Source organism: Coleofasciculus sp. G2-EDA-02 (assembly GCF_040226375.1).
Taxonomy (GTDB): domain Bacteria; phylum Cyanobacteriota; class Cyanobacteriia; order Cyanobacteriales; family Coleofasciculaceae; genus Coleofasciculus.
On record NZ_JAVKEW010000272.1, the window covers coordinates 35785 to 51773 of the forward strand.

Sequence of the window (15989 nt, forward strand, 5' to 3'; positions counted from 1 at the left end):
ACAAAAAAACTATTGAGGTAAGGATCATGACTACTGAACTCAGCCAAGTTTTATCGATGATTTTGATCGTTTCTGTTTTCTCGATGGTTCTGTCGCCAGTATTGTGCTGGATTCTTCCCGCCCGCACCGCCAAAAAAACAGTGTAGGAGGGATGTTGAGTCAGCCATCTAATTCTTTGAGGCTAAATCGACAGACGCTTAACTCAACTCCATAACATAGAAGGTACGAGAGAGCAGCGAATTCATCAGGGTGATTATTCCATGAAACTGATACGTCTATTAACCCACCGTCTCCCGGTGGGTTAATTGTTGGTTTGAGTTAAAAGAATAAACATGGCGAGACTTGTCAGAGTATAGTGAGAAGAACATTACGTTTTGGGAACCCTTCTCGGAACGCCGCCGATGTATCAACAGCTCAAACAGCTCTGGCTAGCCATTGTCAACAACCGAGGCGATAATCACCCCCGCTCGCCTAACTCTCCCCTGCAAGCCCCTATCCCGCTGTCATTCTACCCTGAGAGTCAACGACAACCCGACAACTCAGACGAGATCAACGAATTAAAACAGATCAATCAGCAACTGCGGCGCAAGATTGCTGAACGAGAACAGGTTGAGCAGGTATGGCGAGAGCGAGAGGCTTATTATCGAAACATCGTCGAAAATGCCAATAGCTTAATTTTACGCATCGATACTCAAGGTACAATCACCTTTTTAAACAAATTTGCCCAACAATTTTTAGGTTATCCGGAAACAGAAATCCTCGGACATTCTGCAGCTAAGACGATTATTCCAGAAACCGAGACATCGGGACGCGACTTAACCACTTTAATTCAAGACATTATCCAACATCCGGATCAATACCGCTACCACGAAAATGAAAATATCCGGCGGGATGGGAGTCGCGTCTGGGTAGGGTGGACGAATAAAGCGCTTATGGATGTCTCAGGACAAGTGACAGGTATTCTCTGTATTGGTCACGATATCACCGAACGTCATTTAGCTCAAAACGCCCTGCGCTTGATGAATGAACAATTGGAGGAGCGAGTCGCTGAACGCACAGCGGCGTTAACCGCCACCAATGAGCAATTGCGCCAAGAAATTGCTGAACGCCAACGGGCGCAGGAAACGGAACAGCAATTAATCGCGTCACTGCAAGGGGCGAAAGACCAGTTACAAGCTATTTTAGATGCTGTACCCGGATGTGTGTCTTGGGTGGGGACAGATTTAAAGTATCAAGGCGTCAACCGTTATCTGGCGAAGACATTTGGATTATCCCCCGAAGCGTTTGTGGGGAAAGAACTGGGGTTTATGAATTCCACGCCCGGATTTAAGGAGTTTATTGTCCAATTTTTTGCCAATCCACTCCAGGAAGCCAAGCGAGAAATTGAAACTTTTGTTGACGATAATTGTCGGCATTATTTATTAGTTGCTCAGAAATACCAACAGGGTCAAGCGGCTGTCTGTGTCAGTGTGGATATCACTGAACTCAAGCGCACGGAAGAAGCGTTGCGGTTGAGCGAGGAAAAGTTTGCTAAAGCCTTTCGCTGTTGTCCCAATTCGATCACGATTAGTACCTTAGCAGATGGACGGTATATCGAGGTCAATGAAACATTTATGCGGTATTCTGGGTATCAGCGTCAAGAGGTGATTGGTTGTACTGTTGAGGAATTGAATATTTGGGTGCATTCTGATGATCGCGATCGCATGATTCATAGTTTGCAGCAGCACGGTTCGATTACGAACCAAGAATATGAGTTTCGGACGAAATCGGGTGAGATTCTCATCGGTTTACTCTCCGCCGAGATTATTAATTTAAGGGGAGAACGTTGCTTACTGGCACTTACCCATGATATTACCCAGCGTAAATTAGCTGAACAGCGTCTCAAAGAGAGTGAAGTCCAATATCGGGCAATCTTTGAAGCCACTACGGATGGTTTAATTATTAGCGATTTAGATGGACAACTCGTGGAGGTAAATCCAGCCGCTTGTCAAATGCATGGTTATTCCTATTCAGAGTTTATTCATCTTGATCCCGAAAGCTTTATTCATCCGGACTCCCATTCAATATTTTACGAGTATCTGACTGCGGTTAGACAGGGGGTTCCCTTTCAGCGGGAAGCGGTGGATCTACGTTCCGATGGTACGCCGTTTCCGATTGAGGTGCGGGGAACCGGGTTTATGTACAAAGGGAAACCCCATCTTTTAGCCGTGGTGCGGGATATTACGGAGCAAAAGCAAGCCGAAGCGCGATTACGAGAAGCGGCTGAACGCGATCGCTTGTTGGGAGAAATTGCGGCTCGCATTCGCCGATCGCTGGATCTCAATGAAATTCTGAATACGACTGTAGCAGAAGTCCGCCAATTCCTGCAAGCGGATCGGGTGCTGATTAGTTATATGGATGGGACGATGCATGGTAAAGTCGTGGCAGAATCCGTGGCGGATAGTTTTCCATCCTGTTGGGATTTAGCGGTGGAAAATGACGAGTATCTTCAGGAGTTAATTGCTTTATTTGAACATACTGATGTGCAAGTTATTGAAGATACTGCTCTTTTGGAAACCTCCCCAGAACGCGCTAAATATTTGGATCAATTCCAAGTGAAAGCCGCCTTAGCCGTGGCGATTGTTGTGGATGAACAAATGTATGGCTTATTAGTGGCGCATCAATGCACAAATCCGCGTCATTGGCAACTCTTGGAAGTGGATTTGCTGCGCCGTCTGGCGACGCAAGTGGCGATTGCGATTAAGCAGGGACGATTATACCAACAGCTTAGTGAACTGAATACAAACTTGGAGTATCAAGTTGAAGAAAGAACGGCGCAATTACAGCAAAAAATGCAGGAATTGCAAGAACTAAATCAACTCAAAGATGTGTTCTTACATGCGGTATCCCATGATTTACGCACACCGGTGATGGGGATGTTAATGGTGCTGAAAAATTTACTGAATAGTTATTTTTCTCCTGAAAACCTAGAACTAAGGACAATTAACCAAGGACAATTGACAATTCCCGTCCCACGTTCTATTGTAGAGCGGATGATCCAAAGTAGCGATCGCCAACTTAATTTAATTAACTCGTTACTGGAGATTCACGCGGCTGAATCTTATGGTATTCCCTGTGAGTGTGAACCGTTAGAACTGAGTCAACTTATTCAAGATATTCTCACAGATTTGCAACCCTTATTGGTCAAAAATCAAGTGACGTTGACGAATCAAGTTCCCGATGATTTACCTTTAGTGAGTGCTGACGCCAAACAATTGTGGCGAGTGTTTGAGAATATAATCACCAATGGGATGAAACACAACCTCCCCGGAATTCACCTCACCCTGAGTGCGACGGTGGTGGAGGGTGCTGTTTCGGGGGGTATGGTGCGCTGTGCGATCGCGGATAATGGAGTAGGGATGGAACAACAACAGTGCGATCGCCTTTTTGATCTCTACTATCGCGGCGCGTCTTCTCGCAGCTTAAGCGGTATTGGCTTGGGATTGTACCTGTGTCGGCAAATTATTAAAGCACACGGGGGCGAAATTGGGGTGATTAGTTCTCCTAGAGAGGGTACGACGTTTTGGTTTACTTTACCCCTATCTCAAGAATCGCCTACCCGTTAGAGTTTTGAGTGTCAACCGACTTGAGATACATTTTTATGTCCAATTGCACGGGGCTGGATAGGATTTATTTTTTGAGGAAAACTAAATAGGTAGCTACGGATTCGACGAACCGTTGAACTCATCACCATCAGCATCTTAGGTAAGCAGATGCAGACTATGGCACTAAAGAGTGTAATCATTAAACAGTCAGCTATACCCATACATCTATTTTCTTGTTAGTTGCATTGAAATTTCTTTGCCTATCCATTGATTATGACGGCAATTTGTCAAACTTGATACAGGACAATGGTTAAAATTTCTTTTGGCTCTGATAAGTTTTCCTTCTAATACAATTTGTTAAGTAGAGGTTTGGTTACCAAACCCCTACGGCATGGTGAGGATGTCAACCTTTATATCATGTTGTCCTGACGATTGCCCATAATTGCAATGCTGTAACCCACATTCCGCACTTCAAAGGTTAATTTTGCCCAACTTATTCATCCGTTATCAGGTTCAGCGCTTTCTAATTCCTGGGTACAGTAGGTAGAATCTAGATAGGGTTGCAGTGGGACTAATCCGGTTTTAGACAATAAACATTGCGCCTGTTCAGTTCTGAGAATTTCAGCAAACTTTCTCCCAATGGGGGGACGACTATTATCTCTGGGATAAATAACGGCTAAGGGATAAGCTAAGGGATAGGTTTGACTAATCAATGCCTCAACATTAGCTCCATAACTGCCTTTAGAATTACATAAGTCAGTGTTTGGGGTAATTGGTTGCTGGTTATCTTGTACCAAGGGTGAAATCCCAGGCTTTTCCCCGTCAACGATAGCTAAGGGATAGACCGAACATTGTCCTAACACTTTACTCAGGGAATCAAATCCGATCGCGCCAATATTTCTCTGTTCAAAATCTCCAATGACTTGTCGCAATGTCTCAAAGGTTTGGGTGCGGATAATCGGGGGACGACCTAAGTTAGCAAATGAGCGAGTCGGTTGGTTACTTTGTTGCAGGAGGGCTTCAAATTGGGCAATATTATCAGTATTGGTATTCTCTTGTAAAACACGCTGCTTAAACAGTTGAATTGCCTGATCACTGAGGGGAACATAAAGTTGAACAGGGAGATCCGGTCCACCTAATTCTTGCCAATTGGTAATCTCTCTTGTGTAGAGTTGGCGTAATTGCTCAAAGCTAATTTGCCCATTTAAGGCGGCGGGTAAACTGTTTTCCCGTTGAGCATAACTGAAGGCGACAAAGACAACTAAGCCATCATGAGCCACTTCTTGTGCGTCTAAGGCAAATCCTAACCGATTCAGGGGAGTCGCGATCGCAAACTCCGCTTCTTCGGATCGAACCTGTGCGATCGCGTCTGTCCAAGTGGGGACGGATTGATAGTTTAATTCTAATTTTGGTTGACGCTGATACAATTCACTCGCCAAGGTGGTATCCTTGGCAATTAAATTGGGTTGCTCCAGAATATAATCCCACGCCCCGTCTTCTTCCGCCGTATAGGTAAATGTTCCCGTCGGAATCCCTGACACCTGTTCAATACAGCAGGGAAATGGTTCAGTTTCCATCGTGGTTTGAGGTTGATTTCTCCCCAATAGCCACCAGATTAATAATCCCAACAACAGCAGTGCTAAAAGGAGCCAGAATAACCGAGGACGCCAAAACCGCCATTTCTTTTTCTTGACCTCGGCTTCTACTTCCGGTTGGGAGAAAGGGGGAATAATTTGCGGTTCGGGGGGCAAGTGTAATAAAGCGCGGCGAGCAATTTCTGCGGTTTCAAAGGATGAGGTGCCAATGCCAATTAGGGATAAAATATAGTCTTTGAACGCGGGTTGAATGAGGGGCCAATGCTTTATAATCCGGGGATTGAAGGGTTGCAGCGTCACCGGATCATGGGTGCCACCGTTTAAAAGGTAAAATGCGACATACCCCAAGTCTTGTAAATCCTTTTTTGGGAATAACAAAGGACGTTCAAGTAATGGCGGATCAAATCGTCCTTCCCACAAGAGTAGGTCACACAAATAGATAAAAAAGCCTTGGAAACTGGGAACAATTAGCAAGCTATCTAAACTGATATTGCCATCCGTGAGTCCTTGTTGAACTAAACCCGAAGGGAGACGAAATTTTTGTCCATGGAGAAATTCCAAACTTTGCAGAACTTGTTCCAGGATCTGTCGCACCTGATAACTGGTCATTGCCCCAGTTTGCGCCAAGTAACTGGCTAGGGTAGGATAGGTATCTAAAACCCCTTGGCTGACTAAATAGCAGCGTTCAAAACGTGGATCTGCGATCGCGTCCCAAGGGGAGACGAGGCGAAAGTCTTGCACCCGCCCATCAGCTAAAGTGACGCCAGCGAGATTGACAAAGGCTTCTTTGCGTAACTGGCTTTCTTGGAGATTAAAATAGCGATCGGGTAAAACGTATTCCTTGATGACCACAGGTTGGCGAGTGGGGAGTTGCAAGGCTTGATAAAGACGACCTCGACCCCGATTTTTGAGGAAGCGTTCAATTTGATAGGTTCCCCGAATTCCCCGAATTTTCGTTTCTGGCGGTAACAGGGTAAGAAATCCACATTGGCGACAATAGTTGGCACCGGGTTGTTCGAGCAGGGTTTGTTGCACCCATTCACAGTAAAATGGATTTCCTCGCACACAGCGATACTCCGGATAGAGGGACTTCACTCCGGGCGGAACGACGACTTCTGTCACCACGCCGCCTTCTGCTTCGGCTTCTAATCCTTCACCCGGTTTCGTTTTACCCGCCAACCGATCTTTGAGTTCATCTAGACTCGGCGCACGCTGCTTCAGTTCATCTTGCAGAAACGGCACTAACCAGAGTAAACGCGCTGGGACGAACCTGATCAGGATTGCTCGAAAGCGACCTGGGATCGTCTTGAAGCCATGGAAAATCCGACTTCCTTCAACGCTGCGAAATTGTTGAAATAAGCGTCCCAGAAACCCTTTTGGGTTACCCTTAACCATAACTGCTGCTCCTGCCAAGCCTTGTTAGGCGGTGTACTGCTATCTTGCCATAGCCACGGTGTTAATATAATTGGTCGTTTCCCAAAGCGTTGATAAATTTAACAAAATTTGCTTTTCCTAGAATCCGAAGTCTGCTAGTGTAGCATTATTTAGTCAAATTAGGAGTTACTAGAAATGGCAAAGGAGCAAGTGGCGAAGCTGTTTCGAGATGCTCAAGCGAACCCCTCTTTAAAAGAGGAACTCAGAGCCGCCCCCAACGTAGACGCATTTATCCAAATGGCAAAAGAACGGGGTTATGATTTCACTGTGGAAGAATGGCAAGAAATGACCGGGTTTTCTGTTGAAGAAGTCGAGGGTAAGTTGTCAGAAATTCCAGGATTGTAATGGATTAAAGTATGATATAGATTGAGCAAGTTTTTGGAACGATGACACACCCCATTCCTCATTAGTCTTGTTTATCATTCATCGCTGCGGATAAAACTGGACTGCAATTTTTATCTACAGGCGTAGTTGTAGATACCATCGCTGCCATAAGCTGTTCGGGTGTCACATCAAAGGGTAATCTGTGGATATCAGAATTAGGCTGGCAAGCAATATCCGCCCCCTGGCGCAACTGTGCCAAAGTGATATTCCCTAAACCCAAATCATCCAGGGTTTGGGGTAAACCGATTTCGCGATAAAACTTCAATAACTGTTGCCTTGCTGAGGCGGCGAGTTGATTCCCTTGCACCATTTCTTCTAAGCGCAATTGCACCAAAATTCCATAGGCGACTTTCTCCCCATGTAAGGCACTGTGAGAGCCTCTAAGATGGGTTAAACCATTATGCACAGCATGAGCCGCCACAGTACGACACTGCGCCCCACCTAAACCACCAATTACACCCGCTAGCAAGACTGTGGCATCAACCACATCTCGCCAAACCTCACTCCCTGGTGTTTTTAGGGCGTCTGCTGACTTTTGAAATAGGATATCCCGTAGCACCCTCGCCTGTTGTACCCCTGCAATAATTAAAGTTTGATCCGAATGAGCACTACTCACGGATGCCTCATACCATTTCGCTAAGGCGTCTCCAATTCCTGCTACTAAGGTACGTTGGGGGGCTGTTTCAATCAAGCTATAATCCAGGATGAGCAAATCTGGGCAACGATTCAGACTCACATCGTACAGGAAAGCTCCCTCGTTCGAGTAAATATTGGAAAGCGCCGTCCAAGCGGCACAGGTGGCGGCAGAGGTGGGAATTGTGACAACTGGAAGTTGGCACTGATGGGCTAAGAGTTTAGCCGTGTCCAAGGCTTTGCCGCCACCCACACCGATAATTAAGTCGGCTTGATGGCGGGTAACTGCTTCTTGCAGGGATGCGAGGGAGACTTCACTGCAATCCGGACTATAGGATGCCGTAGCACAGTTTAACGGCGGCTGTTTCAAGATGGGTTCTAGCTGTGGTGATAACGTCGCCAAGGTATGATTCCCACCGACAATCAGGGGACGATGACCCAAAGACGCGATCGCCTCTCCAGATTGTGCTAATGCCGGGACACCGCGCAACACCTGCGCTGGGGCAACTGTGAGCGACAGCAATGAGGGAGGAGCAGGGTTAGTCATTTTTAGCAGAGGATTCAGCTAATTGAATTTTTATCTTACCTCATCTCTCCTATCTCCCCTAGCAACTCAGTTTCAAGACTTCCCCTGAAAAGTCAGGTGGAGGTGTCTGGTAATTGAGCCAAGCGTTCTTTGTAAATATTGATCGTCATCTGTTCATCATCACGCTTAGCCAGCGAGCGGCTGATTTTACCTACAACTAGGGGTTTAGATATACCGGGTTCTGGGTGGATCACGGTGCGGGCGCGAATAGTCAGTTGGTTAGTTTCTCCACCCAAACGCCCATAAGAATACAAATCACTGGCGGCTTGGCGCAGACTGGCTTCAAGTTGAGATTCGTTGATTGTTGTGGGTAAAGCGATGACGGCTTGGTTGCCTCCGTTGTCGTAGACTAAGGAAAAAGGCACAGCACCAGGAACCACTGTACGGGTAAACGGGACAATACTCAGCGCAAATAAGCCGCCTGTGAGAACCCCCATAAAGCCAGTAATCCCCACCAGCCGAAATCGGATGCCCCATTTAAAGATAAAACCTAGGATGCTAAGAACTCCGCAGACTAGGGTGAGAATGCCTATCCATTGGGTATACGTGAGAAAGTCAGTCGTTGTTGGCATAGAAGATAAGGTGTGGCTACTTGATAAACACCAATGGCTACATCGTTGCTGTTTTGTTATCTGAAGAGTAGGAATAGATAGTTGGTAAAAGTATAGTCAAATATAGACAGACATAATTTCATTGCAGAAATTCCCTTCGCTTTTACTTTGAGAGATTAATTCTCCTTGGGTGAACTACGCACCTCTCTATCCCATAGCGGTTAAACGCATTTGGGAATGCTTTTCGTAAAATATTGTAGGAACCTATAACATCAGATTGAACAAGAACCCCCTTGTCTGTACAATATAAACCTCGTTTAATTCTTTTTCCACTAAAAACGGGTTTCTCCGTTATCTGTCCATAAACGGGGAGAGGATCTAAATTCAAAAAATTAGAAGCTGAGGTATAGGATTCTTCTTGAAGAATCACAGATATTCCGGCTAATTGACAATAAGTCAAATACCCATGACCATAAATCCAGTTTTGACGGATGAGATAATTGGCTGAGTTGTAAAGATTTTTAGACTGCCAACACAAGGGATCTATCTCCCTCCAAAAACGATGCCCTTTTTTAATAATATGTCTTTCAGCTAGTAGCATTATTCTCCGTGAGATTTTAACTCGGGCCTAATCTTTTAACCGCTCTGCTTGTCGCTCTAGATTACCTTTGTTTTGAGCGCTGTCCACTCTTGCATAAATACAAGCTATCAAGTCAGGTTTCAAGTTGTCATCAATCGCCTCCGAAGTTATGATAATCGTACCAGACGGCAATTGATGACCTTTCAAATTTCCTTGTTTCCACCACCTCCAGGCAGTTCGATAACTTATTCCTGCTTTTTTGGCATAGTCTGAAAGTTTCATGTCTATATATTACACAACATGACTACATCTGACTATATTCTTATTGAAACTTTACAATACAAACCAGTATCAACGATTCCTACTTTCCGCTCCTCGAATAATTGACTTTCGCGTCCATTCTCGCACACTCTCTAGCTGAACAATTGCCTGATCGCGTTCCCGGTTATCTGGACAAGTCTCTAGTATAGTATCTAGCAGCCGTCCCCACAGGTACTCAACAGTGCCAATCTCTTCGAGTTGCGCTTGGGTGGGACTATCCCATCCAAATAAGCGATCGCGTATTGCCCTCGCTTCGGCAGATAGATGATCTTTGTCCACCTTATTCTCTCCTGAATCCCCTTACCATACCTGCACTTTTCCCTATTGCCCGATCCCCGTTTCCTTGAGTAATTGGTCGATTTTATAATTGGGGTTAACTCGCGATTCATCCCACGTCTCCGGAGCAGTAGGGCGTGGGGCTTCCCCCGAATTCAGCTAATTTCCTGTCGAGCTTTCTGAGTCCAAGCCTCATTAATGAGTATTTTGCTATTAGATAGTTTGAAATCAAACGGATGAGGAGGTTCAGGGACACCTAGAACACCAGTTTGCCGATGAGATTTAATTAAGTTAACAATCCAAGTACAAAAGTCTAAAATTTCCTCAGGTAATAGTGTTAGGTCAAAGTGCCAGCTTTGATTAATTCCTCGACAATCCCGTCCCCACAGCCTCGATTGAACGATACCTGCCCCTTTATTAATAGACACTCGCAAAATAAAGGGGCGTTCCGGGAGTAATTCATCAGGAGCTGTGTGAACATAGACACACAGATAATTCATGCGTTGCCGATCATCAATCCAAGATGCCATTGGCAGATTACCCGTTGATGGATTGCGGGTTGTAATCTTCACTGGCACGTTCATCTTTGCGGCAAATTGATAATAAAACTCTTGCCTTAGCTGAGAAACCGTGCGTATAGCTTCAGGAGTCATGATTACTGCACAAGAGTGAACACTTAAAAACGTTTTTTGCGATAGCGAGAAAGCCGCCGCAGTTGCTTATGCCTAGCAATGGCTTTGCGCTTCCGTTTTTGAATCGGCGTTTCAAAGTGACGATGTTTCTTCATGTCGGGAAAAATTCCCGCTTTGGAGACAGCTTGTTTAAATCGGCGGAGGGCTGACTCAATCCCTTCATGTTCACCGACAGTTACCTGTGCCATTTTATTTCCTCCTCAGCTTGAGTTTATTGCTTGATGCCTGACCACACCTAGCCGGAATGAATCAAGTGAAACCAGCACAAAAAGCTGATTTCACTCGATAGTGCAGCTTTTAGGAGACGTAGAGAAACGCCGCCATTAATGGGCTGATTACATCCGCATTATTCGGTTTTAGTAGCGTCGAGAGAATCCATCGCGATTGCCGCCGCCGCGACGACCACCACCGCCTTGACCCCGAGGTTCACGAGGTTTAGCTTTATTCACTTTCAAATCCCGACCCATCCATTCAGCGCCATCTAGAGCATCAATAGCAGCAGATTCTTCAGCTTCTGATTCCATTTCCACAAAACCAAAGCCCCGCATCCGACCTGTTTCTCGATCCGTGGGTAACTGAACCCGCTTCACCGTGCCGTATTCAGCAAAAATACTGGTAATGTCTTCCTCTGTAGCATCATAAGACAGGTTACCAATGTAAATTGACATAGAGTATCTCCAAAACCAATGAATGTAGAGACTTATGATTCGGAGACATGCCTGTCCGTAAATCAAAACAAACGATACAGCCGAATATAAACCTCGCTGATTATAATAACACCATTTATCCACTACCCTGCTGACATTCTCCCTAATCTACAACCTAAGCAACCCAGAGATGCTGGGCAAATCGCACAGCGAAGCTGACCAACACTAGAGTGAAAAATAGGAGTGTTGCCCATCCCCATCGCGGATAACGCGCCAGCAGCAGACCTAAGGCTATCGCGATTGATACAATGCCATAGGCATGGCGTTCAGCAGAAATGGTGCGACCTGGGCTTAAAATCACGGCTAAGCTGCAAAATCCATAGGTGACGGCAACAGGTCTAAGCTTTGTTCGCTCTCGCACGAGTAAATAGCCACCTCCCCAAACCATAATCATATTAATTAGCGGATCTCCAGCTAAAAGCCACAGGAGAATGAAGAGGCTGTAAAAGCCATACCCTTGCTCCACACACAGCCGTTGCAGACGAGATCTCTTTCGCGGGGGTTGAAGAGTGCCTCGCTGTGTGAGATCACTTTGCGATCGCCACAATAAATAACCCAATGCACAAATTGTGATAAAAATCAAGGGATGCCACAGATCTTGAATCCAACCCCGATTCCAGTTGGCTGTCCCTGCTGAAATTTGCACCAGCATCTTCAACCATCCCTGTCCATAAAAAGCTTGTTCAGGTTGCCATGCCTGTTGCACCCTTAAAAAGGCTAGCATGTCCCCAAAACGAATTCCGCAGTAGAGGCTATAGAGTCCCATTCCTCCGGCGGTGGCTAAGCTAGGAAGGTAGGCGAAAGCCGATCTTTTCTCTCGCCAAGCCACCAGCAAAAACGCTGGGGATAGTGCAATTCCGGGTAATCGTGTCGCACTGGCTAAGGCTCCCCATAAAGCTGACCAACCATAGTGTTTACGGTCAAACGCTCGCAAAGCCCCTGTACTCCACAACAGAAATAGCCCCTCCGTATAGATTACTGTGCCAAATAGAGACAAAGGACACCAAGCTAAAACCGCTGTTGTCCAGCGAGCAACATTCTGCCCATGACTCTCTTGAACCCAACCACACAGAAGGATTAGCGCACCCCAAAACGCCAGATTATTCACAACAGTCCCGGCTACATTAAAGGGCAATCCCCCACTCATCACCGCCCGAACCAATAAGGGAAATAAGGGAAAGAATGCTACATTATGTCCCTGACCATCATTAGCATATTCATAACCTGAAGTGGCTATTATTTTATAGTGGTCACTATCCCAAGCGGAAAAGACATCCCAACTTACCGTCGGTTGAATGCCCCCAAGTGGCGCAGGTAATAAGGGAGCAATCACCAACATAGCGATAACAATGACAATTCGGCTGAGTAGCCACATCACCGTGGCAAAAGTAATACTATTCACGTAGATGCTTTTCTATTCCCTAATTCCTAGAACACCAATTCAGTCATTGAATCCTAGAGCGCCGGTAAGCGTAATCACGATGGGGGTAAAGCATGAGAAAATGGGTTGACACCTGAGATCTTTGCCTTTTTGGATTAGGCTAAAAAACTCGATAAACTAGGTACATCTACCCAATTTCTATGTTGATGAGATTGATGGGTTAAATCCATTAATAATTGCGAATAGACTCCTTCTCGCAGCGAAAGAATCATGGGTTCACCTGTATCAATGCTTTGTACCCACTGATCCACAACCCGAATGAAGGGCGCTAAACGTCCATCAGGGTAAACTTGGGGAAATGCTAGTCGTTTGGGAATGTCCACTTGTGTCAGCGATTCACCAGCCGGTGCTGCCCAAAGATGAAATCCATGGACATAATCGTTTTGATTAGAACTGCCCAAAATCAACGTCCCGCGATCGCCATAGACTTCGATAAAATGCCCCCGTCCATTATAGGTAACAGAACTGAGGCAAAGTTGGCAGGGTGTACCATCGGCTAATTCCAGCATCAGCAGACAAGTATCATCGGCGTCCACAGGTTTCAGCTTCCCCCCTTCACCCGGATCAGGGCGTTCTGGAATTGCCGTACTCCTGAAGGCGCACAACCGACGCACCGAGCCAAAAAGCCAATTAATGTAATCAAAAGCGTGAGAACCCACAGCGCCTAATGAACCTCCGCCTTTCTCTTTTTGGGCGTACCAGTTCCAAACCCGCTGCGCGTCGGCTCGACTGGAGACTAACCAGTCAATTTTAATCAGACGCTTTTGACCAACATAGCCAGATTCTAAGTGTTCTGCCAAGAGTTGCCATGCTGGAACAAAGCGAAATTCAAAATCTGGCATCGCCACAACCCCTTGCTTATTGGCAAGGTGATAGAGATCCCGCGTCTCGGTGGCACAGAGGGTCATCGGTTTTTCCAATAACAGGTGTTTTCTGGCTTGCAACACCTGCTGCGCCATTTGGTAGTGGAGAAAGGGTGGGGTAGAAATGCTCACGGCTTGAACCTCTGGCATCGCGAGTATATCCTCTACGCGTGAGCACGCTTGGGGAATGTTGTGAGATTCAGCCACCGCCCTGGCTTTATCCAGGTTAGGATTATAAACCGCTACCACCTGTGTGCGGGGGTAAATTTGAAAACCTGGGATATGAATTTTCTGTCCAAATCCAGTCCCGATTACAGCAACTCCAATTTGATTTGTCATTTGTTATTCGTCATTCGTCATTCGTTATTTGTCATTAGACAGGTAACAGGGAACAGGCGAGAGTCAATTTCGAGGCATAGCTTATACCTGATCATTCATGAGTTAGTTTTGTTTGTTCAACCCAGTCAATCACGTCTTTGCCTAAGCAAGTGCCATTAAGTTGGTCAATCTCGCGGATACCTGTGGGACTGGTAACGTTGACCTCGGTGAGATAGCCACCAATCACATCAATCCCGACAAAATACAAGCCATCTTGTTGTAACTTTGGCTTGAGTAAAGCGCAAATTTTTTGCTCTTGGGGTGTAATTTCTGTCGCCGCCACTCGACCCCCAACCGCCATGTTGCCGCGAAATTCGCTACCCGTGGGAATGCGATTGACTGCCCCAATGGGGTCACCATTGAGGAGGATGATCCGCTTATCTCCCTCTTTGGCAGCCGGAAGATAGGTTTGCACCATGACGGGTTCATGCCCCCATTTGGTGCTAATTTCGACTAGGGAATTCAAGTTGCGATCGCCTGCTTCTAGAAACAGAATCCCTTCCCCTGCTTTACCACCTAAGGGTTTAAGCACGGCTGCTCCTTTTTTGGCGACGAATTTCTGGATGGTCAACTTATCCTGGCTAACAATGGTTTCAGGAATCACCTCTTTAAACTGCAGGGCGTACATTTTCTCGTTTGCCCGTCGCAAACCCGTCGGTGTATTGATGAGCTGAGTCTTTTTGGGGTTGATGTAGTCAAGAATGTACGTCGCATAGAGGTAGGGAATGGTTACCGGGGGGTCAGTCCGCATAAAAACGGCATCCATCTCCTCTAAAGGAAGGGAGACAGTATCTGAGATTGCGTACCAGCGTTCGCTGACTACCCAACGCCCCTCAACGAGTTCGGCTGGGGTTAGCTGCACTTTCTCTAGATTTGCCCAAGCTTGATTATTGACAACCATTAGCTTTTGAGCCTGAGTAACCCAAACTTCATGACCCAAGGCTTGGGCAGCTTCCATGAGTGCCACACTCGTATCATGACTGGGATTGAGCTTTGAGAGCGGGTCAATGATAAACGCAAATTTCACGCGGGGAATCCTACCTCAGTTGTTAAGTTGCGGCTAATCGTAACATCTTGGTGATTGGGGAAGTGCGAGAGTTGTGACCCTTCGCTTCGCGTATGGCATGGTTTATAGGGGCGGGTTTAGCCACTTTCGTCTTGCTGGTGATGATCACTTTTATTCCAAACCTACCCTGAGTATTCCAGACGTAGTATGCTACCTCTGGAACACTTCTTCCCCATCTCCCCTATCAATCAATGACTCGCCCCTGCTCCATTTTGCAGTAAGGTATCTAGTTCACCTTGCATTTCTAACCCATAAAGGTCGTCGCAACCACCAATATGCTGGTCATTGATAAAAATTTGTGGCAGAGAACGGCGTCCATTTGCCCGTTGTGCCATCTGCTCTCGTGCCCGTTCATCGCCATCGATACAATATTCGTCAAAGTTAACACCCTTTTCCTTGAGCAGTGCTTTAGCCCTTATACAGAAGGGGCAGCGGCTCCAAGTATAGATTTCGACCTTGGGTTCCATTATCTTTTCTCAACGTCAGCAACATTTCTTCAACTACCCCAACTTACTCCGCTTCACCTAACGGTTCCGCTTCGCGCTCAGTTGGGGATTGCATCTATCGTCCACCTCAACTGCGAGTACATTCCGAGGCGCTCGCCTTTGGCTTCGTCCGACGAAGCATCAGGGACGGCTGAAAGACGCCCCGTACTCTCCCACTCTTGGCGAGAGAGCAACACTCTAAGTGCAACATTCCTAGCACCAACTAGATCTGCATGGAGAGTATATCCACACTGCTGACACACAAAAGTTAAACCCTTGTTAGGTCTATTTTCTTTAGATGTGTGACCGCAATGCGGACAAGCCTGAGAGGTGTAATGAGCATCTACTTTCACAGCTAAACTTCCAGACAACACAGCTTTGTAATCAATGAAGCCGTGCAATTCGGCAAATGA

Annotated in this window: 15 protein-coding genes and 1 pseudogene; 2 read left to right on the forward strand and 14 right to left on the reverse strand. The window is 46.3% G+C overall.

Annotation, left to right across the window (positions count from 1 at the left end):
• Positions 1-401 precede the first annotated feature (401 nt).
• Positions 402-3605, forward strand: coding sequence for a sensor histidine kinase (locus RLO19_RS31075; RefSeq protein WP_446361659.1), 3204 nt, complete (start codon positions 402-404; stop codon positions 3603-3605).
• A gap of 476 nt (positions 3606-4081) precedes the next feature.
• Here the strand turns inward: RLO19_RS31075 and RLO19_RS31080 are convergent, their stop codons facing one another.
• Positions 4082-6574 (reverse strand): substrate-binding domain-containing protein, encoded by a 2493-nt coding sequence (locus tag RLO19_RS31080; protein ID WP_446361661.1) that lies wholly within the window; start codon positions 6572-6574, stop codon positions 4082-4084.
• Positions 6575-6748: 174 nt separating this feature from the next.
• On the opposite strand from RLO19_RS31080, the gene RLO19_RS31085 reads away from it, so the two are divergent.
• Positions 6749-6958, forward strand: coding sequence for a Nif11-like leader peptide family natural product precursor (locus tag RLO19_RS31085; protein WP_446361663.1), 210 nt, complete (start codon positions 6749-6751; stop codon positions 6956-6958).
• Positions 6959-7019: 61 nt separating this feature from the next.
• On the opposite strand, the gene RLO19_RS31090 is transcribed toward RLO19_RS31085, so the two are convergent.
• The 13 genes and pseudogenes from RLO19_RS31090 to RLO19_RS31150 all read right to left on the reverse strand — a co-directional run.
• Positions 7020-8177: an iron-containing alcohol dehydrogenase gene (locus RLO19_RS31090; RefSeq protein WP_446361665.1), complete on the reverse strand. Its 1158-nt coding sequence runs from the start codon at positions 8175-8177 to the stop codon at positions 7020-7022.
• Between the two features lie 92 nt (positions 8178-8269).
• Positions 8270-8788 carry a DUF2518 family protein gene (locus RLO19_RS31095; RefSeq protein WP_446361667.1) on the reverse strand — a complete coding sequence of 173 codons (519 nt, stop codon included), beginning with the start codon at positions 8786-8788 and terminating at the stop codon, positions 8270-8272.
• 142 nt (positions 8789-8930) lie between these two features.
• Positions 8931-9218 (reverse strand): annotated as a pseudogene (locus tag RLO19_RS31100) (RNA-guided endonuclease TnpB family protein); the annotation flags it as partial.
• 177 nt (positions 9219-9395) lie between these two features.
• Positions 9396-9629: an IS607 family transposase gene (locus tag RLO19_RS31105; RefSeq protein WP_446361669.1), complete on the reverse strand. Its 234-nt coding sequence runs from the start codon at positions 9627-9629 to the stop codon at positions 9396-9398.
• Between the two features lie 69 nt (positions 9630-9698).
• Entirely contained in the window at positions 9699-9947 is a 249-nt protein-coding gene (locus RLO19_RS31110; protein WP_446361671.1) for a hypothetical protein, read from the reverse strand.
• A 152-nt stretch (positions 9948-10099) separates the two neighbouring features.
• A complete protein-coding gene (locus tag RLO19_RS31115; protein WP_446361673.1) occupies positions 10100-10597 on the reverse strand; it encodes a hypothetical protein in 498 nt (165 codons plus the stop codon).
• Between the two features lie 23 nt (positions 10598-10620).
• Positions 10621-10824 carry a 30S ribosomal protein S21 gene (rpsU, locus tag RLO19_RS31120; RefSeq protein ID WP_006099092.1) on the reverse strand — a complete coding sequence of 68 codons (204 nt, stop codon included), beginning with the start codon at positions 10822-10824 and terminating at the stop codon, positions 10621-10623.
• 168 nt (positions 10825-10992) lie between these two features.
• Positions 10993-11304: an RNA recognition motif domain-containing protein gene (locus tag RLO19_RS31125; RefSeq protein WP_446337248.1), complete on the reverse strand. Its 312-nt coding sequence runs from the start codon at positions 11302-11304 to the stop codon at positions 10993-10995.
• A 154-nt stretch (positions 11305-11458) separates the two neighbouring features.
• Positions 11459-12745 (reverse strand): mannosyltransferase family protein, encoded by a 1287-nt coding sequence (locus tag RLO19_RS31130; RefSeq protein ID WP_446361675.1) that lies wholly within the window; start codon positions 12743-12745, stop codon positions 11459-11461.
• A gap of 134 nt (positions 12746-12879) precedes the next feature.
• Positions 12880-13986 (reverse strand): Gfo/Idh/MocA family protein, encoded by a 1107-nt coding sequence (locus RLO19_RS31135; protein WP_446361677.1) that lies wholly within the window; start codon positions 13984-13986, stop codon positions 12880-12882.
• A 91-nt stretch (positions 13987-14077) separates the two neighbouring features.
• On the reverse strand, positions 14078-15052 hold the full coding sequence (gene gshB, locus RLO19_RS31140; protein WP_446361679.1) for a glutathione synthase: 975 nt from the start codon (positions 15050-15052) through the stop codon (positions 14078-14080).
• Positions 15053-15279: 227 nt separating this feature from the next.
• Positions 15280-15558 carry a glutaredoxin 3 gene (gene grxC / locus RLO19_RS31145; RefSeq protein ID WP_446361681.1) on the reverse strand — a complete coding sequence of 93 codons (279 nt, stop codon included), beginning with the start codon at positions 15556-15558 and terminating at the stop codon, positions 15280-15282.
• A gap of 77 nt (positions 15559-15635) precedes the next feature.
• The coding region (locus RLO19_RS31150; RefSeq protein ID WP_446361683.1) for a zinc ribbon domain-containing protein at positions 15636-15989 on the reverse strand (354 nt) is incomplete at its 5' end.